This window comes from Bremerella cremea (assembly GCF_003335505.1).
Lineage (GTDB): Bacteria > Planctomycetota > Planctomycetia > Pirellulales > Pirellulaceae > Bremerella > Bremerella cremea_A.
In genome coordinates this window covers 1-18,869 of sequence record NZ_QPEX01000007.1, presented here as the reverse complement: position 1 = coordinate 18,869, position 18,869 = coordinate 1, and the positions used below count along the sequence as shown (strand labels likewise).

Below are 18,869 nucleotides of genomic sequence, written 5' to 3'. Positions count from 1 at the left end.
GTAGATCCGATATCCAGATTTCATGGCTTTGACATTTTTTGATCACCGGAATAAACGCATCTTTGAAACTTCGCCAGAGAAGGATGCACAAATCGACCTTGGGACTTACCATGTCGATTCTGATACTCGGCGGATTGAGGACTCTCGTTACGACTTGCTCTTCAGCGTCAATTCACAAGTCGCTTTTCCAAAATGCAAGGGATTGCCGGCTACGTTGCCGATCCTCTATCAAACACGTAAGCCAGATTTCGATTCATTTGCTTATCGAGTTCATGATGACTTCCTGGTCGAGATCATCAACACTAGCGAGACCCTTGATTTGCGTGATGCGATGAAATCCCCTGGGCAACCGTTGTTAGGGGCTGAGATTCCCTACAATCCTCGGAAGGCAGAGGACGCCCTGGCATGGGCAGGTGTTTTCTCGCTCAAAAAGCTCTCGCGGCGAGAGATGAAACGTGCGATTGCCATTGTCGATGAGCGTTGGGGGGGTGACTGGTCGCCCTACTGCGTTGTTCCTTGGGAAAAGGGAACGAAGAAGTCAACGATGATTCAACTAGAATGGGTCCAACCTTTCGGCCAGAACGCATCGTTTAGCTGTCCCGACTGGAGGAGGCGTTGCAAAGAAGGTTTCTTTGGAACGCCAACCCTTCCCTTGATTCTGTACGAAGAGTCGCCTGAAATGAATTTGTTTGGCGACTTCAATCCGCAGCTAATCATCACCTATTGTCGACGTTGCCGCACGATTGGTGTCGTCAACCAGTGCGATTAATTGGGGCCAAGCATCGATTTCGTCGCATGCGAAAACGGTTCGCCACCCCACAACCACACTCGCTCTGCTTGGCTTCGGAGACTGCTAGGGTATCCCAGAAGTCTTGCCATGATGCGATCTGTTTTCGTTTGGCTCGTGGCAGCTTCCAGTGTATGGCGGCCACCTTTAAGCTCCAGCGAAACTTACGGACTTCAGCCGTGTCCTACGATAAACAGTCAATTAGGTTGGCTCGAAATTCGTCATCAGCCCGAACCCGCAATGACGGCCAGCTCCTAGGGCGATGGGACCGGATGGTTCGGAGTTTAGAAAACGCAAGGTCAAATGAACTGCGGTTTGCGAAGCAAGATGGTCTGGGCGTAAATAGCCGGTTGCCTTCTTGTGTCGATCGTACTTGTGGGCGGAATACGATTTTCGAAAGCGGGATTGGGGACTCCACTCGTACTCGCACTGCTGAGTAATTCCCGCGTTGTCCAAGGCTCTCTCAATCAGCCGACGCGTCTTCGCCGGTTTGTGATCGTCGTGCCCCGGCAAAATAACCGGCGTCACACTATGCCACACACGTGCGGCTCGCGTGTAGCAGCGGGTGACATTATCTCCAGCGATTCTCGCCAGATAAGGCGCGCCTTTCGGGCCAAATTCGTTGTGATTCTCTGGCTTAAGCTGCCGTCCGGAGAGACGGGCCGCTAAATGCTCCAACCACATATCATCACCCACAGACGCCGCGATAATTACCCGCCGTACCGCTTGATCGACATGCATGTGTCCGATCGACGGCAGAGGAAGGTACGAAAACTGATGATGGTTTCCGTTGTTACTATCGCGGTGCCCCACGACGTACCGTTCTACCCAATCTTCACTAACACCTATGGGAGACGACTGCTGCATTGCTTCCTTGGCAAGATGCCGCACCATACCTGCGATATGTATCAACTTCTGCTGCGGATACGTGCAATACGAATCGTCGGCGTTTCGTAGTTCAAAGCATTCGACGGGTTGACCGACCGGGTCGCTTGAACGGCGGTAGGGCACAGCCTGGTACGCGGTAAGTGGCGAAACGGGGTTGAAGGTGTTGTCAGCCAGTCGATCAAGAAACGCGGAATAACGTTCCATAAGGGCATTAAGAGAACCAAAAACAGGACAACGCAGCACACTGGTGCCACCGCCCTTGGCAACTTCCCACTTTTCTAGTCCCGAGCCGATTGAGTCAGTTGACGACAATACTCGACATTGGGCGACGACTAAATCGATGCCCCAACCCAACGCCACCATTTTTTCGACCGCACGTGCGAGCGGCTCTATCGGCGGCGCGGCAGAAGCCGTGGAGTCGATCGGCCAGAGGTAGTGGACCGTGTCACCACCGCGTAAATGTGTCGGTCGGGCGGTCTTCAGCGTACGATGTTCCGCGATGCTGCTCTCGTGGTTGCCTCGGCCCCACGACTTGGCGACTACATCCATCGCATTATTGGGGACGTAGAGTGGGCAAGCCACACCGGTCTTGCTGGATGGGGTGAGCAGGGTCGGTGGGGGTTGGGCTTCGAGCCACCGTAGCGCCCCATCAATATCGTTTCCCGTGCCCAGTGCAGGACCGTTGCCCGCGACCATCGCCTGAAACAGACGCATCGGCGACGGAGGCCACTCGGGCGCGCCGCCATCGCCCTTGCCGTGGAAACGCGGGTCAAGAAAAGTAACTGAAATACAAAGTGATTCGGACATCATAGGCCTCTCTCGTCCTTGTCCTACTTCTTCATGTCTGCTTTGGCTTTTTTCTTGTCGAAGGCGACGGTCTGGTTCTCTCCCACACCGAACGCTTCCGCCGCGAGCTGAGCAAACGCAATTGCGTCCTCGTGCGAAAGCTTGAACGGCTTACGTTCTCCACTACGGTAAACCTCGCAACACTCAGTTGGCTTTTCCGGGTTGATAACGAGATTACACCCTTGCCGGAGGTAAGGATCGGGCTCGGCGGTCAGGGCGACCAAAGACAGGCCGAGTACATATCGTCGCAACATCAGCGTTTGTTCGGTGTTGTCACCAGCTTTAATGTGCTGCAACGCCGCCAAACTAAGCGTCGCGTCCCGGCGAACTCCCCCCTTTGCAATTACTCCGCCGTGCGAGGCAGAAGCGGGGACATGTACAAATCCTTGCGCAGCATAAGCGTCCTTGGTTTTCTTATCCTTCGGCTCATCCAACCAACCCTTATCCACATATTCAATCGCCGGAATATATTGAGCCCCACGCGTAAGCGGCAGGACATTAAAGGCCCGAATCGTCGAGGAAATCAGCCTGGGCACCTTCGACTGCGCGCCCTTCTCGCCCCGCGAATTCCACGCACCGAATACCAAGGATGTCGGCGCGAAGCTCGCCAGGTTGGAATAGTCGCCACGCTCGACCGCACGGAATGCCTCGTTGACCTGGTCCGCGAGTTCTGAGCAGCGTACCAGTGCATCTCCCGCGCGGTGTCCAGCGTCCAGCAGATTGACGCGGTGATCCCCCGCCTCGACCACGACTTGTGGTACCAACGTGTCGTAGGGCTCTTCCTTGAAGATCGGTTCGATTCGGTTGGCTTGCGAACCGACGCTATCGATTAGACAAACGTTCTCATCCTGCCAGGCTTGGTCCTTGGTTGGCGGTGGGTCGATGTTGTATCCGCCAGAAAAGCCGTCGCCAGCGGCAAAAGTCGGCGGGAACAGCACTCCATCCTCACCCTCAACGGGAATTAGATACTCGCGTAACACGACCGCAGCCGGACCCTGTCGGCCAGTAAGCCAGCTATCGAATTGGTCCAGTTTAACGCTCATTGTGAAGCTCCTAGAGGGGTAGCGGGGAGAAATGCTTTGTGTTTCTTCTGATCCGTCCGAAACGCGTTCTCAAAGCGATAAGAAACATCGGCAGCCAATGGCATTACCCCCGATGCTACTGCGGCGGCGAGAGAGGGGGATAGCGGTGTTCGCCATGTACGGTATTCAAAAACCCGCCTCTGCTTTGTTTGCCGAGGCCTGAAACGCTGAAGACCAACCAAACACATGAACTCCACCGCCGGATAAGCAGCAGAAATCATTTTTAGGCTATCCGGTGAAAAGCCAATGTCGATCGGCTGGGCATTCCAGCCGCGGCGTGCATCGTAGTAGAACGGTTCGACTTTTTTCTTTGTGTTGTCTGGGTCATAAACCACCGCCGAATAGTCGAAAGGGCTGACTTGCTTGGCCACATTCGCGATTGCCGCTTTCATCGACTGCGCTATCCGTACCCCACGCATGCTACCGGCCCAGACTTTCAGCATCCGTCCACCGGCGTGCTCGTCCTTCCACCAGTCCAGCGTAAGATCAATCGGAGCGCCCAATCGCATCGGTGAGGCCGTCTCGTCGCCTGGATCTAACGCGTCCAATTCCGCATCGACAATCGCACACCACAATTCCGATAGCGTGCCCTCCGCATCAATGCAAAACGCCGAATCCTCAAACCACCCCTCCGCCCCCGGCCAGAGGCGGTCGGCGATTTCAAGCAGGCCACAACAGGCAAAGAATTGGCCAGGGTTTGTCACGTCGACGTCGACCGTGATCGTGGGCTTGGGATGGGTCATGCTTTCACCTCGTGCGTGGTCGGTACAGGTGACGGCTCGGCGCTGGCAGCCCAGTCGGCGGCGCGGAGCAAGGATTCCAGGTACGCCAGGCCCCAGCGGCCGTAGCGCCGTTGGAGACGGGCATAACGCCGCATTGCATCGTGGGCAGCGTGCTGGTTCTGTTGCGTGTCATAGCGTTCATGGTCATACGCTTCCGGCGGAAAATGTGGCCGGGCATATCCGTGGTGGGAGGCGATGAGATGTAGGACTACGTCCCGCATCTCGTCGCTGAGAGCTGCAAGCTTGGCCGCGTGTTCCTCTTCTACATCGAGCAGAGAACCAAACTCGTGGCGATAATTGCTGAGATGACGCGGTCGCCAGCGCGCCCCATGGGTAGGTTTGCCGGGCTTGGCGTGCCAGTCGGACGGGTTGGGATTGCCGATCGAACGCTGCCAGATGATGCGTTGCTTGCCCAAGTCGTGAAGTTCGGCGGCTAAGATGATCGCCTGTTCGAGGTCTTCGGAAAGATCTAATTCTTGCACGATTTCCGTCGTCCGGGTGACGACGTCATGGGTATGATGATCCCACGTGATCGGCCTGGACGACGCACGCGTGGCGTCTTCGGTGTCACGCGGCCTGGCAAACCAATGCCAAAATCGCCCCTGTCTTGAATTAGATATCTGGTTGGATTCCAATTCCGACGCGACTTCTCGCTCCAATTCGCCTTCCTGGTTCGGCTCCGCGATTTCGTCGGATAGCGGATTCAAGTCGATAGTGCGAATCAATGCCATCAACTTGGTCGAACCGTTGTCCTCGTAGGTCGGCGGCGGGGCATCATCCCACACACGTTGGCGGCGTGGCTGATTATTTTCGTCGAGCCAGTGATCGGCCACATCGTCGGCATCGCTTGACATCGGGTCAAGCATTCCCTCTGATAAGCCGCCGACAGATGGTGCCAGAAGGACCGTGCTATCTTCAAGCCAGGCGATCACTCGTTTTTTGTCATCGTCGAGCAACTTGCCGAGCGTTGTCACCATGACGGAACCACTCTCATCGATGAGCCAGACATGGGTTTGGGTATTCTTTTGTGCGCGATCTAAAGCTGCTTGGTGTTTTTCTCCCTTCAAGCTCTTGCTTGGCTCGGCAATCAGCGTTTGCAATGCACCATAAACCCGATCGCTGCGATCACTAAGAAGTTCGTGCGGTTTGAGCGGGTAGTCTGCGAGCAGTTCCCGTGGAAAATTGCCCCCCTCTCGTTCGATTAGTTCGTCCGTGATCAATTCGACCTCGTCACGCCAAGCAACGTTGGTACGTTTCGGCTCCCACTCAGCGACACCGTGCAGGTAGGGCGCGACGGGGGGACGGCCAGGCAGCTTGTCTAGGATCGTTGTCAACGCCCAAGCGTCGAAGAGGATATCGGTCGCCGGGAGAATGCTTGGTTCGGGGGAGAAGGCAGCGATGCAACTGTCGGCAGGAAGCTCGCCCAGAGCCTTGGGGCTGGCATCGCCATGCAGATGTTTCAGAAGTGCCAGCGTTGCTTTGCGGGCAAGTGCAAGTGGATGCTTTTCATCAAATGAATCGGGATTCGGATGCACCACATCGACGCCCGCATCGTTGTGGTCGCCGAAGCGATTCACGCGGCCTAAGCGTTGGGTCATGCTGTCGAAAGTGGTGAGGTCACAGACCATGTGGTCGGCCGAGAGGTTCACCCCCACTTCGCCTGCACTGGTACACACAAGGTAGACCGTTCCTTTAGCGAGCGTGATGTTTTTAGGACGGTCCGATTCGGGCATGAATCGTGCGAAGACCGGATTACCTTGAACCAATCGGTCCCGCTCATAGCCGCGCATCGTGCCTGTAAGGGGGGCCACTTGACCAGGGAATTCGCTTTCCAGACTACCTATGGTAGACATCGCGTCTTCCACGGTTCGGAGAAAGACAAGGATCGCCTTGCCGGAGTCCTTGTATTGCAGCGCTCGTTCAACAACGTCGACGGCGAGCTTCTTCTTCTCGTCGTCACATGCGTGTAGGCGGAGCGTCTTCTTCGCCTTCAGTCGTCGCCAAACGTGGTGAATTGGCTCGGTCGGTGGCTCGGGAATAACGTTCGGCGGTGAATTCTCCTTCCTTGTGAGTTCAAAGGGTTGGTGCCCTTCCGAGTTCACATTCTTTGCGTTGCTCCGCGCCGTCGCTGACAACGCCATGACGTGCATACCAGGCCATGGTAAATCGCCGTTTCGTTCGCGTTCCTTCTGCTGCTCATCCTGAATGGTCTCGAGCAACTTCTGAAACGCAGGCTCCAAATGCGCCTCGTCGTGGACGATCAACGCATCTTGGCCGAGAAAACCGGCGTGCAAGGGGCGGCTTTTGAAGCCAATGCGGTAGCCGCTGAAGAGCAGCCGCGAACCAATCATGTCGACCGTGCCGCAAATCACCGCAGGCCGCGAAGGGTTGGCCAGCCATTGGCGATTGTCGGCGTATTGCCCCCGCAGCGTGCTAATCGCAAAGTGCTCGCCCCCATCCAACGCGTGCATCTTTTGCCAAATTCGTTCCACCTCGCTGGTCGTTTGATCGACGACTGTGCGACGATTCACCACGTAAACCAACCGTCGTGGCAAACTGGCACCATGCTGCCGGGCAATCCACCACACAGCAATCAAACTCGTCTTGCCCAGCCCTGTCGGAATCCGACAAACCGACGGAATCCGCCCGCTGGTATCGTCACTTATAAACCGACGGTAAAGATCCTCTTGCCACGGAAACGGTGCCAGACCGGTTAATTGCTGAAAGGCAACCGCGAAGTCGGTAGATAGTTTCGAGGGCATAGCTAACATTCCCAAGCAACGATGCACGGGTGGCATCAGGCGGTCCATGCGGGTGGCAATTCTAACGCTTGATATTGCACGACGCTAGCACTGCATGGTGCTTAAATTAAATTTCTGGGTAGTGACACGTTTGGTCGCTGGAGAAAGAAAAAGCCAGGACTAGACGCGAAAGTCTAGCCCCAGCACTCATGAGATCGTCCTAAGCTGCGCATCGCCAATTTGGCCAATCATCGCCCTTAGAGCGATTGTTCTGCCAGTGTAAAGGCCGGAGATTATAGAGATCGTCTCGGCCATCTTTCGAGACAGGCTTTACGTGATCAATTTCCCAGCCGTAGTCGCTTAGCGTCCCATACTCCGAAAAGCGCATGAAGCTACCACAAGCATCGATCCTCCATACTGCGGGATCATACCCTGCTATGACACAGCCTTTTTGCCAAACTGCGAGTTTCGTCGCATCATTCCATGAGCCGCCATCAGATCGACTTCCAGTTCTTCGAGCTACACTCATTGAGTGTCTCCTTCACCAGCAAGCTATTGACACCGGTGGTGCGACGTCCGATCATTAGATCATCGGCGCTGGCGCTCCAAGTGAGACGTCGCCCGGTAACACCGATGCATCCGGCCCCGAACTCGCCAAAGTCGAGGGGCCGGTGCATCACACATGGCCAAAATATACTGATCCCTAGTGGGGTGGTCAAGTAAGTTAAAGATGTTTTTTCGGCAGTAGGAATACAATTAACATTAAGTCGCTCTTGCCTGGCGCGTACCGTCCCCTTATTATAAGCTACGCCTAGAGTGGAACGGCTAAATTGAAGCATGTTAATTGTATTCCTTCCGCCTTGGGCCGTAGGTGTTTTCCGCAGATTAAACTGCGGCTACCTTGCTTAAAGCAGTTGCTCTTTGGCAATTTCCAATTAACAACCGCAAGGCCTACGCATTTCCACGCGCATGCCTCTGGCCAGGTTCTTGGCCGGAGGCATGTTTCGTGGCTCTTGGGTGCTTTTTGTTGTTCCCCCACGGATTGTGTTGACGGATCCCTGCCGCCGGACTAGCCTGGAAATCTCAACAACGTCGCGCGGGCGGCGGATTTTCGGCCAGGAGGGTGACTTCTTCATCGGAGTGTTGCCTTCCAGCTTCTTGGCAAGGCTCCTGCAGCATGAGGGGCCGATTGTGCGGAATACATTTCTGGTCTGTTACGACATCTGCGACGACAAGCGTCTGCGGAAGGTCTTCAAGACGATGCGGGACTTTGGCGACCATTTGCAATACTCGATCTTCGAGTGCCAGTTTACGCCGGTCGACTTAGCCAAATGCCGCCATGCCCTCAACGATATCATTCACCACCACGAAGACCAGGTACTCTTCGTCGATCTCGGCCCGGTGGAAGGACGAGGGGACCGTGTGATTTCTGCCCTAGGCAAGGCCTACACCAACATCGATGCCGCTTGCATCATCGTTTAATGAAGGGGCCAAGCTATGATTCGAGCGGAAGAACAAACGTTGATGCCTGCGCGGATGGTCAACGAATATGTCTATTGCCCGCGGCTGTTCTACTACGAACATGTGGAAGGGATCTTCGTTCATAACCTGGAAACGATCGAAGGAAGCCAGGTTCATAGCCGGGTCGACAAGAAAGAAGACGAGTTGCCCCCGGCTGGTGAATTGCTCGAAACCGATCGCCCGGCGAAGATGCGGAGCGTGACCCTTTCCAGCGACAAGTACGGCATCATCGCCAAGCTCGACCTGTTGGAAACCGATGGCTCTACCGTCACGCCGGTCGATTACAAACGGGGCGAACCTTGCAAGGCCGACGACGGTTCGCTTGACGCGTGGCCTGCCGATCGGGCGCAACTGGCCGTTCAAGCGTTGATCCTGCGCGATAACGGTTACGTCTGCGAAGAAGCAATCGTCTACTACGCCAAAACGAAACAGCGGGTCCGCCTGACCATCGACGAGAAGCTGGTCGCCGAAACGTTAGCAGCCATCGACGCCTCCCGAAAACTGGCTTCCGGCAGCGTGATTCCGCCTCCGCTGGAAGACAGCCCGAAGTGCCCACGCTGCTCGTTGGTGGGTGTCTGCTTGCCGGACGAAACACGGCGTGCGACTTCCTGTCGTTCGCCGATTTCTTCTTCGCAGCTAACCTTGTTCGAACTCGACGCCACAAAAACAGCCGATCTGGGCGAAGGATCGACCCGCGAAGAATTACGCCGCTTGGTCCCTTCTCGCGATGACCTGCGTCCGCTGTATTTGAACCAACCTGGCTTGTATGTCGGCTGCTCCAGCAAAGTGTTGCAGGTCAAGGATAAGAAGAAGGTGATACAGCAGGTTCGGCTGGGCGAGATCTGCCAGGTGAATTTGTTCGGTTCGATCCAGCTAACCACGCAGGCCATTCAAGCGATTTGTCAGGCTGAAATTCCCATCGCCTATTTCTCGATGGGTGGCTGGTTCTACGGCGTGACGCAGGGGCTGGGGGTGAAGAACATTTACCTTCGCCGCGAGCAATTCCGCTGGGCAGATATCCCTTCGTTCTGCTTGCGACTGGCTCGCGCGCTGGTGGCGGGTAAGATTAAGAACCAACGAACGATGCTACAGCGGAACCACGTCGAACCGCCGAAAGTTGCCTTGGCTCACATGAAGTGTATGCAGGAAGACGCCGAGAAAGCCAGCTCGCTGGAATCGCTTTTGGGAATCGAAGGGAACGCGGCGCGGGTTTACTTTCAGAACTTTCAAGGGATGATCAAGATCGACGACGAAACCGATGCGGAAGATGCCAAGGCGTTTCGTTTTCATTTTGAAACCCGCAACCGACGCCCGCCTCGCGATCCGATCAACGCATTGTTGAGCCTGGCCTACAGCATGCTGGCGAAAGACCTGACGATCATTTGCCACACGGTCGGCTTCGATCCGTACTTAGGGTTCTATCATCAACCACGCTACGGCCGAGCCCCGTTGGCACTGGACCTGATGGAACCGTTCCGGGCATTGATCGCGGACTCGGCCGTGCTCAGCGCGATCAACACTCGCATGATCCAGCCCAACCACTTCATCCGGGCTGGCAACGCCGTCGCCCTCACGCCTGATGGTCGCAAGGCGTTCTTTCGCGCGTACGAACAACGGATGGACACCCTGGTCACGCACCCACTATTCGGCTACCGCGTGAACTACCGCCGCATTTTAGAAATCCAATGCCGCCTCTTGGCCCGCGTGCTAACCGGCGAGATCAACAACTACCCTGTCTTCGTCACGCGGTAAATCATCCAAGGTAGAACACTCGCATAGTGACTTTGTTTGCGTCTTGCAAACGCATGCCTGAGGGAGTAGATCGTAGGCAGACAAGGTCCACTGCACGACTTTATCTGCCCAATCAGCCGCGAGCGGCCAAGCAAAGTCAAAACCCCAGGCACCGCTCGCAAGCCGTTAACCTATTACCATTTCACCGTTTACGAGGAGCCCATGCCCCCACGAAGCCTCCCCACAACCCCGCGCGAGCCCGCCTCTCGCAAAGTGCGATCTAAGTTGATACATTTCAAAGGGTTAGAAGCCCGCTCTTTCCGCGCTCACTGAAGCGCGGCTCCATTGAAGCTGCTTGTCATATTTAGCACTTGGATAGGCTCTCAAACTTTCCGCGCTCACTGAAGCGCGGCTCCATTGAAGCATTACAACTCTTGGGAGATTCCACCGATATCTGGTCTTTCCGCGCTCACTGAAGCGCGGCTCCATTGAAGCTAATCCGTGTTGCTTGAATACTTCCTCGATTGCATTCAACTTTCCGCGCTCACTGAAGCGCGGCTCCATTGAAGCGTAGAGACCATCAGCCGGGCTGTTGGATTGTCAGAAACTTTCCGCGCTCACTGAAGCGCGGCTCCATTGAAGCCTTGAAGGCCGTTGCACATGGCCACGAATATCGATATCTTTCCGCGCTCACTGAAGCGCGGCTCCATTGAAGCCGGTTGTTATGCGGCGTGATCTTAATCGCTAATATTGCCTTTCCGCGCTCACTGAAGCGCGGCTCCATTGAAGCCTTACTAAATCCAAGGATCGTGGCTTGTACATCAACCAGCTTTCCGCGCTCACTGAAGCGCGGCTCCATTGAAGCTCAAATCTGCGAAACTACATCGTCCATACTGGTTTTTCCTTTCCGCGCTCACTGAAGCGCGGCTCCATTGAAGCTTTGCATCCGCGATTGGATGCCGTACCAGACCACACCCTTTCCGCGCTCACTGAAGCGCGGCTCCATTGAAGCTGCTGTAACTCTGGGGAACTCAATTTTTGAGAATACGGCCTTTCCGCGCTCACTGAAGCGCGGCTCCATTGAAGCCACCATCAGCCAATAAAAGTCGTAATTGGCTCGCTCTTCTTTCCGCGCTCACTGAAGCGCGGCTCCATTGAAGCCCGACAGGGATTCAAAAGTCAGGTACTGCACTTCGTCTTTCCGCGCTCACTGAAGCGCGGCTCCATTGAAGCCGAGCGCCTGGGCGGATTATGGCGGGGAGTGGTGTTCTTTCCGCGCTCACTGAAGCGCGGCTCCATTGAAGCACCACCGGACCAGGCCCACCCTTGGTGGCATCATGCTTTCCGCGCTCACTGAAGCGCGGCTCCATTGAAGCGTATGAATGTCTGTAGCATTCAACCTGACTGCAGGTTCTTTCCGCGCTCACTGAAGCGCGGCTCCATTGAAGCAATGTCCGCCGCCGACTCGTCGTAGGTCAATGCCGACTTTCCGCGCTCACTGAAGCGCGGCTCCATTGAAGCCCCCTTGCTCAACGGGTCAATCTTCACGTCCTTGACCCCTTTCCGCGCTCACTGAAGCGCGGCTCCATTGAAGCACGGTGACCCAGATCACCAAGACGCACGGCATCAAGGCCTTTCCGCGCTCACTGAAGCGCGGCTCCATTGAAGCGAGCTAACCCAGTAGGTATCGCCTGGCGACACGGTGACCTTTCCGCGCTCACTGAAGCGCGGCTCCATTGAAGCTCGGTGCTTACCGTTGAACTGATTGCCTACTGCGACGCTTTCCGCGCTCACTGAAGCGCGGCTCCATTGAAGCTACCTGACCGTGTATTCTCCTGTGATTTCATCGCACCTACTTTCCGCGCTCACTGAAGCGCGGCTCCATTGAAGCTGGCAACTCTCCCGCATGGATCACGCTGAAGAATGCTGCTCTTTCCGCGCTCACTGAAGCGCGGCTCCATTGAAGCCCGGAAGTCGACCGAGACTCGGCTTTTCTACTGGCATCATCTTTCCGCGCTCACTGAAGCGCGGCTCCATTGAAGCCGGTTTGGCCAAGTCGCTATCTCGCCAGGAGTAAACCGGCTTTCCGCGCTCACTGAAGCGCGGCTCCATTGAAGCCAGCTTATCCGCTGCACGTTCCTTCTCCGCGATCGCCTTTCCGCGCTCACTGAAGCGCGGCTCCATTGAAGCTCGGTTCCTTTTTCGATGGCCGACCCGTCTTTGTTTCTTTCCGCGCTCACTGAAGCGCGGCTCCATTGAAGCCTGTGAATTCTCTCGATCGTTACAGAGCCATTATTGCTTTCCGCGCTCACTGAAGCGCGGCTCCATTGAAGCTGGGAGACGTGTCTGGTAACTGGTATTATCGATCTACTTTCCGCGCTCACTGAAGCGCGGCTCCATTGAAGCTTTACAAAATTTATAATTTCCGTATCTAGTATTTCGCTTTCCGCGCTCACTGAAGCGCGGCTCCATTGAAGCCGGATAGCGGTTCAGCACAACCATTGACTGCACACCGTCTTTCCGCGCTCACTGAAGCGCGGCTCCATTGAAGCAAATTCGTCGTACATTGAAAAACTCCGTTGGATTTGGTCTTTCCGCGCTCACTGAAGCGCGGCTCCATTGAAGCAAGGCGTCACTGAGCATTCTACGGAAGAAGCTTTGCCCTTTCCGCGCTCACTGAAGCGCGGCTCCATTGAAGCAATGAAGTTTTAGATGGAGATTATTCGAGACAGAACATCTTTCCGCGCTCACTGAAGCGCGGCTCCATTGAAGCGAGTTTTAAGGGCTTGTATTTCTGCTTCCGCTTTCCCTTTCCGCGCTCACTGAAGCGCGGCTCCATTGAAGCCTTGAGCTTTGGAACAAGACGGGCGTTCTCTGGAAGCTTTCCGCGCTCACTGAAGCGCGGCTCCATTGAAGCACCTGCGGCTGGTACAAGGTGATCTGGCAATTCCGGCGCTTTCCGCGCTCACTGAAGCGCGGCTCCATTGAAGCCGGGATTGGCTCCGGGGAATAAACCCGTTTAGGCTTCCCCTTTCCGCGCTCACTGAAGCGCGGCTCCATTGAAGCTGGGATTCGGACCTTTTAACTTTTGGTCCTGACTATCAATCTTTCCGCGCTCACTGAAGCGCGGCTCCATTGAAGCCGATTCTTGCAATCCAACTTGCGGAAAGACCAGAAGAACTTTCCGCGCTCACTGAAGCGCGGCTCCATTGAAGCCTTTTAATCGTATGATAGATCAAGCCAATCGTACTAGACTTTCCGCGCTCACTGAAGCGCGGCTCCATTGAAGCTAGCCGCCGGTGCAGTCATCGCCGCCGGTGCCGTCTACTTTCCGCGCTCACTGAAGCGCGGCTCCATTGAAGCGGTCGCGCTTGCGGGTATGGGTCAGCGCCAGCAATGGCCGGCTTTCCGCGCTCACTGAAGCGCGGCTCCATTGAAGCGATGGAGAAGCAGTCTAAGACGCTCTCAGGTGTTTTGCTTTCCGCGCTCACTGAAGCGCGGCTCCATTGAAGCCTGAACTCTTTGAAAGTTCCAACTAATATGGACTTACTTTCCGCGCTCACTGAAGCGCGGCTCCATTGAAGCTGAGGCATCGCCTACCGGTGCCTTACTTTGATCGGCTTTCCGCGCTCACTGAAGCGCGGCTCCATTGAAGCTGCCACTAGATTGGATCGCAATCATTGACTCAAAAACTTTCCGCGCTCACTGAAGCGCGGCTCCATTGAAGCTCGGTGCAGAGGTCAAGGCCAGAACGTCGCACGCGGCTTTCCGCGCTCACTGAAGCGCGGCTCCATTGAAGCGCCATAGGCTGTGCGGGCGTCAGATTACGATCGCCCCTCAAGTCTTCCAAGCATGAACGCGATAAGAACTTTGAATGCGTGCCCATGACGGCCATTACAGATGTTCTAGCGATGAAACAGGGTGAAGGCAGGCCCCCCGGGTTAGGTTCTTCCTGGGCCGCGAATGAGTCGACCCCGACGGGAACAGTCGAAAAAGTGGACTTAGTTTCTTTCCCTGTCCGTCCGTTTTGGCGTGGCGATTGAACGCACGGATGCCCTGAATTATCCGGCCTTTCTACGCTTTTGACGCGGCTCTTGCTTAGGCTTTCCGCTATCGGAATTCCGGACACCTTGCTCGTACAAATCCAGAACGACATTCGCCCATGCGGCTGCCACATCCTGTGGGAAATCGGTAACGTCTGGTTCGGTATCGTCGCTGTTCGACGTATTGAGCTCTGATCGATCTTGGCCTGGATTTTTGGTCATCGTTTCTATGTCTCCCGTCTTTTGCGTAGAGTTGCCCCGGTTCACACGACACAACTTAAGAGTATGTGTGTCCCACGGACGCCTAGTTTTGGCCACCTTGGGTTGTTTCAAAAAAGAGGCCTCTTGATCACCATTGTTAAACGGCATGTGCAGGCAACGGCTGATTTCGCACAGCAGCGCGTCGCGGAACATCTGGTACGTGGTGGTTGGTTGTTCGGCCTTGAGTTGGCCTAGCTTCCAGCCGATCGGCAGCGTGGGCATCGATCGCATCTCGAACTCGATCGAGTCCATCGGATCGACTTCTTCATCGGGGGCAACCTGGTTGCCGTCTGCGTACATAACGCCGGCAAATGTGGCTGCCGTCTCTGCGGCCATCGTCACGGCCAGCGTATAGCGACGCATGAGAGCAAAGAGCGGCAAAGCGGGAGCGACCCAAGGCACGCCTCGGCGTTGACCTGGCCGATCGACCCGGTAGTAATGAATCACCTGATCGGCCACAACGCGTTTCGGACGGCCGTAGATCGATTGGCCGAAGTTGTCGCCGGGGTGATGTTCGAGGAAGTTGTAGGCGATCGGGTAGCCGTTGTCGTCGTACTCGATGCCATCGTCGAACGTTTCCGACTGCTCCCCCGTCAGATCGGTGCAGTAGTCCGCTTCCAATAGCTTCACGTCCAGATGCACCGCATTCCGCACGGCTGGATTGTTGGCGGTGACGGCAAAGACTTCTCCGTCGCCCACCAGGCTGGTGATCGCCGTTCGCAGCTTGGCAGCCAGGCCGGTTCGCTTCATCCATCGCCGGAAGTTCCGCTCTAACCGCTTCGCCGCTGCCTGGTTGGGGTGGTGGATCTGCAGATTAGGCCCGCGCCCCACGATGTAGTTGTGTCCCTCCCAACTGGGCCCGCATGGCTCCGTCTTGATCCTGGATCACCAGCAGCGGGTAGTCGCTCCCGTAAGCCGGTTTCAGGTGTGCCGCAAACAGTGGGCTTGTGCTGTAATAATGCCGCCATTCGGTTCGCTGCCGAAGATCAGCCAGGCGGGCATCTTCCGTAAACCAATCCGCGATCGCCGAAGGCTTGCCGTCCGCAGTCACCAGCACGGTGTACCACTTGCGATGTTCGGGTAATTCGATCGATTCGATCTCGCTGGCAAAGTGGGTTTGCTCTGGCTCGTTCGGTGGTGGCGTTTGCGCTGCAGCGTTGGCCAGGATCCCGATCAGCACCACGCCAATCGCCAATAAAGGTTTTGGTTTCATCGTTTCCCCTCACTAAAAAATGGGCATCTGAATAATTGGCGGTGCGATCGATGGCATGGGTGTGACGGGCGGCCTCTCGGCTGAATTCTGCGGAGGAATGCCTAGCAATTGTCGCTCGATTCGGTAGAGACGCACGGCGTTGTCACGGCAGTCTTGGCACTGGCAATGACGCGGCGCATTCCACCACTTCTTGGCCAGTGGGGCGAATTGATGGCAGGCAACCACGGTGGTCATCACGAAGCAGCAGCTCGTCACGACCGACACGAACAAGTTCGCCCAGCCGTCTGGTTTTGACCTTGGTTTAGATACTTCGCTCATGATCGCCTCACCAAAAAATCCAAGGGGTCGTAAGGTTTGGGCGGCGGCGGATCGACCAGCGGGACGATCGCCCCGCCCGAATACGTGTTTCGCCAGTGCCACAGGAACTTCTGCTTCTCGACGAAAATGAAGCCGTTGATTCGGTTGTTATCCAACAGACAAGCCATCTCGACGTTGTCTTTTTGGACCCAGCCCAGGAAGCTAATCGCGTGATTCGAGAAGTAAGTAATCGCCGCAACCAAGCGGTGATCGTGGGCATAGTTCAGCACGCGAATATCACCGTTTTCCTTCGCCCCATACCCCCGGTGTTGCGTCCGTTTGTACGGGATCTTGTAATGATCGAGTACTTCGGCGATGTCCCAGGTGGAAGCAGCACGTCCAAAGCTTTGCCGCCAATTGTCAGCAATCGCCCCTTGATCGGCCCAACGCAAAGCAACCTGGGTCGATGCGTGATAACACGACCCGCCCCAATAGTTCTTCACTCGCAGCGGAAACGGGACATCGGCAGGCGGACGCGATGGATCGGGCGTTTGCGGGCGGAAGTACTGCACCACCAAGTCGGTCGCCTGCTTGCGATCAACCAGGCAGCAGCCCAACAACAAAATCCCAGCCGCAGCTTGTCGCCTATCCATTTTGGTGGAACGCCTCCGCGTTCGCTCCTATGCTTTTGTTGGCGTTCCTTCGCCTGCCAGCCTCCGGTCAGTCAATCAGGCCGACGCGGGAGCGTTGCATGAAAAAGCGGGAAGGGGTGCTTCCTTGCACCCTTGGGCCATCCCTGACCACCTTCCCGCCAGCCCTTCGCCTGGTCACTGCCCCCAATAACCAGGCGTCAGGTTTTCGGCGTTCCATCGCCGAAGTTTCTGGGCGATCCTTCGCCCGTTTGTTGCTGTGGCGACTTACTTTCCGCAGCATGATTTGTGATTGCGTCGATAATCGAGCAAGTTATTCCGATTGCAATTCCCGCCAGGAACACAAAGAACGCTAACACCGCCAAGCAGGCGGCCATGTTCAACAGAAGGGCGATCAGAAACGGAAGCGGTTCCGTCTGAATCCACCACGTGGAATAGCCAGCGATTTTGGCCAATAGTGGGTGCATCCCTTCCCCCTCTGCAAACAAAAAAAGCCGGCCATGCTTTCCGCTTTTCAGTTCGGAAAACATGGCCGGCGTTGTGTCGTTACGGTGCCGATTTTTGGTGCAACGCTACCGCGTCGGTTGTCGACGGATAGTTGTTAGGCGAGTAATCGCCTCGCCAAGATGTTACACCGAGGCGGGCCTGGGCGGTCGCGTCATTGCGTTGGCCGTGGCCTTGTTTGGTTTTGGATACGGGCGTCGATCGATTTGGATCGATTCGCCTGGTTCGTCAAGCACGACCAGCCCAATGGACCGGCCACTATCGTTGATAATTCGCTTGCCGAAAAGAACGACCGATTCCCGATCGCCCAGATGAATCTTCATAAGCAGCCCCTATCGAATTGCCCCAATAAGATAGGCATAAACGTGCAATCCCGTCCAGGCGTTTTTCAATATCTTTCCCAAAATAGCCAGAAAACCAGGGGCTACCACAACTTACGAAAACAAGCCGGGCGGACAGGGAAAGAAACAAAGTCAACTTTTTCGACTGTTCCCGTCGGGGTCGAGGTGAGAAAGGACAGGGAAGAACCTAAGCCTGGGGGCGCGACCTCACGACGATAACAGGACAAGTCAACTGACTTTAAAACCCGTCTGCCTCACACTTCCTCAGCATCGCGGAGAGTTTTTGGGAACAATCGCGAACCGAGTAGTGGTCTTGAATTCTCGGTGGAAGCTTTGGTATTTCAAGAAGTACATCCCTCGCACGATCTAGAATCCATTTTTTCTCCTCATCGCTAAGTTTAGGGCTGAAATGGTCGAAGAACTCGGCAAACATACCACCGACTCGAAATGGATAGTGTCGATTTGTGGTTTTCCTTGCTTGCCTAGTGATTATAGTTGCTGCCTGCCTGAATGCGTCCATCGCCTGAGAGGGATTATTGTTGGCAATTGCGTCGACGAGTAGGAATCTAGCAAAATGATTGTCGATGAAGGATGTGTCGTATCCCGGTCGTTTTCTACAAAGAGCGTATGCAGTTTTGAAGTACTGTCTTGCTTCTTTCAAGTTATCCAGGGTTATCCGTGCGACAGCATACTGGAGCCAGAAATGAGGATCGTTCTGAAGACGGCCAATGCTCTTTACAGATTCGTAGAATCTAATAATAGCTTGCCGCTTGCCATTTTCAGGTAACATTGCTTGTAGATTGCTAAATCGCACCAGGCCTTTTGAGATGTCGCTATAGATCGACTTAGAGAATCGAAAAGATGCCTTCGCTGCCGATCGCTCTGTCATCTGAATAAGTGAGTCCAATACGACGGCTACGTCGGCAACATGTGTGAGAACAAATTCGCCCAAGATGGCTGATCGGGATCGCACCCTGCCGGTGCTGACGTCAATAAATGGCGAGACATCTTTCGCATGCCGTCTTAGCAGCCCGTTGAAAAACCCTCATCTCCCCGCTATTCTCCAGCAAGACTTTCCCATTGCAAAGGATGGATGATGGCTTTAGGAAAACGAGGCTGTGAAGCTCAGGCGGCTTGGGTTGCTTCGACCGATTTGCCGAAGTCGCCGGGGCATGTCTTCTA

The 18,869-nt window shown here is 55.4% G+C and carries 16 protein-coding genes and 1 CRISPR repeat array; of the genes, 4 read left to right on the top strand and 12 right to left on the bottom strand.

Going from position 1 to position 18,869, the window contains the following annotated elements:
• Positions 1–22: 22 nt before the first annotated feature.
• On the top strand, positions 23–769 hold the full coding sequence (locus DTL42_RS01340) for a hypothetical protein (RefSeq protein WP_114366908.1): 747 nt from the start codon (positions 23–25) through the stop codon (positions 767–769).
• A 219-nt stretch (positions 770–988) separates the two neighbouring features.
• On the opposite strand, the gene csb2 is transcribed toward DTL42_RS01340, so the two are convergent.
• The 6 genes from csb2 to DTL42_RS25930 all read right to left on the bottom strand — a co-directional run bounded on the left by csb2 (position 989) and on the right by DTL42_RS25930 (position 7,803).
• Positions 989–2,485 carry a type I-G CRISPR-associated protein Csb2 gene (gene csb2 / locus DTL42_RS01335; protein ID WP_114366907.1) on the bottom strand — a complete coding sequence of 499 codons (1,497 nt, stop codon included), beginning with the start codon at positions 2,483–2,485 and terminating at the stop codon, positions 989–991.
• A gap of 20 nt (positions 2,486–2,505) precedes the next feature.
• Positions 2,506–3,564 carry a type I-G CRISPR-associated RAMP protein Csb1/Cas7g gene (cas7g, locus tag DTL42_RS01330; protein WP_114366906.1) on the bottom strand — a complete coding sequence of 353 codons (1,059 nt, stop codon included), beginning with the start codon at positions 3,562–3,564 and terminating at the stop codon, positions 2,506–2,508.
• Positions 3,561–4,346, bottom strand: a complete 786-nt coding sequence (gene cas8g2 / locus DTL42_RS01325) for a type I-G CRISPR-associated protein Cas8g2 (RefSeq protein ID WP_114366905.1) — start codon at positions 4,344–4,346, stop codon at positions 3,561–3,563. Before cas8g2 ends, cas7g begins: the two co-directional genes overlap by 4 nt.
• Positions 4,343–7,147 carry a type I-G CRISPR-associated helicase/endonuclease Cas3g gene (gene cas3g, locus DTL42_RS01320; protein ID WP_158545183.1) on the bottom strand — a complete coding sequence of 935 codons (2,805 nt, stop codon included), beginning with the start codon at positions 7,145–7,147 and terminating at the stop codon, positions 4,343–4,345. The genes cas8g2 and cas3g overlap by 4 nt, the downstream gene beginning before the upstream one ends.
• A 199-nt stretch (positions 7,148–7,346) precedes the next feature.
• Positions 7,347–7,514, bottom strand: a complete 168-nt coding sequence (locus DTL42_RS27045; RefSeq protein ID WP_425305509.1) for an HNH endonuclease signature motif containing protein — start codon at positions 7,512–7,514, stop codon at positions 7,347–7,349.
• Between the two features lie 106 nt (positions 7,515–7,620).
• Positions 7,621–7,803 carry a hypothetical protein gene (locus DTL42_RS25930; RefSeq protein WP_147274121.1) on the bottom strand — a complete coding sequence of 61 codons (183 nt, stop codon included), beginning with the start codon at positions 7,801–7,803 and terminating at the stop codon, positions 7,621–7,623.
• A gap of 370 nt (positions 7,804–8,173) precedes the next feature.
• Here DTL42_RS25930 and cas2 point away from each other — a divergent pair, with 370 nt between their 5' ends.
• Both cas2 and cas4g/cas1g read left to right on the top strand, forming a co-directional pair.
• A complete protein-coding gene (gene cas2 / locus DTL42_RS01310; protein ID WP_199590010.1) occupies positions 8,174–8,608 on the top strand; it encodes a CRISPR-associated endonuclease Cas2 in 435 nt (144 codons plus the stop codon).
• Positions 8,609–8,623: 15 nt separating this feature from the next.
• Complete coding sequence (gene cas4g/cas1g, locus DTL42_RS01305) at positions 8,624–10,399, top strand: CRISPR-associated endonuclease Cas4g/Cas1g (protein ID WP_199590009.1); 1,776 nt, start codon at positions 8,624–8,626, stop codon at positions 10,397–10,399.
• Between the two features lie 295 nt (positions 10,400–10,694).
• A CRISPR array of direct repeats spans positions 10,695–14,178; the repeat unit is 36 nt; unit sequence CTTTCCGCGCTCACTGAAGCGCGGCTCCATTGAAGC.
• A 261-nt stretch (positions 14,179–14,439) separates the two neighbouring features.
• Here the strand turns inward: cas4g/cas1g and DTL42_RS01300 are convergent.
• Positions 14,440–15,513: a phage portal protein gene (locus DTL42_RS01300; RefSeq protein WP_158545182.1), complete on the bottom strand. Its 1,074-nt coding sequence runs from the start codon at positions 15,511–15,513 to the stop codon at positions 14,440–14,442.
• Positions 15,497–15,895, bottom strand: coding sequence for a hypothetical protein (locus DTL42_RS01295; protein WP_114366901.1), 399 nt, complete (start codon positions 15,893–15,895; stop codon positions 15,497–15,499). Before DTL42_RS01295 ends, DTL42_RS01300 begins: the two co-directional genes overlap by 17 nt.
• Positions 15,896–16,003: 108 nt before the next feature.
• Here DTL42_RS01295 and DTL42_RS01290 point away from each other — a divergent pair, with 108 nt between their 5' ends.
• A complete protein-coding gene (locus tag DTL42_RS01290; protein ID WP_114366900.1) occupies positions 16,004–16,189 on the top strand; it encodes a hypothetical protein in 186 nt (61 codons plus the stop codon).
• 20 nt (positions 16,190–16,209) lie between these two features.
• Here DTL42_RS01290 and DTL42_RS01285 read toward each other — a convergent pair whose 3' ends face one another.
• The 4 genes from DTL42_RS01285 to DTL42_RS01270 all read right to left on the bottom strand — a co-directional run bounded on the left by DTL42_RS01285 (position 16,210) and on the right by DTL42_RS01270 (position 18,639).
• Complete coding sequence (locus DTL42_RS01285) at positions 16,210–16,845, bottom strand: hypothetical protein (RefSeq protein WP_114366899.1); 636 nt, start codon at positions 16,843–16,845, stop codon at positions 16,210–16,212.
• 197 nt (positions 16,846–17,042) lie between these two features.
• Positions 17,043–17,372 (bottom strand): hypothetical protein, encoded by a 330-nt coding sequence (locus DTL42_RS01280; RefSeq protein ID WP_114366898.1) that lies wholly within the window; start codon positions 17,370–17,372, stop codon positions 17,043–17,045.
• Between the two features lie 99 nt (positions 17,373–17,471).
• Positions 17,472–17,669, bottom strand: a complete 198-nt coding sequence (locus tag DTL42_RS01275; RefSeq protein WP_114366897.1) for a hypothetical protein — start codon at positions 17,667–17,669, stop codon at positions 17,472–17,474.
• Positions 17,670–17,925: 256 nt separating this feature from the next.
• Positions 17,926–18,639, bottom strand: coding sequence for a hypothetical protein (locus tag DTL42_RS01270; protein WP_114366896.1), 714 nt, complete (start codon positions 18,637–18,639; stop codon positions 17,926–17,928).
• Positions 18,640–18,869: the final 230 nt, after the last annotated feature.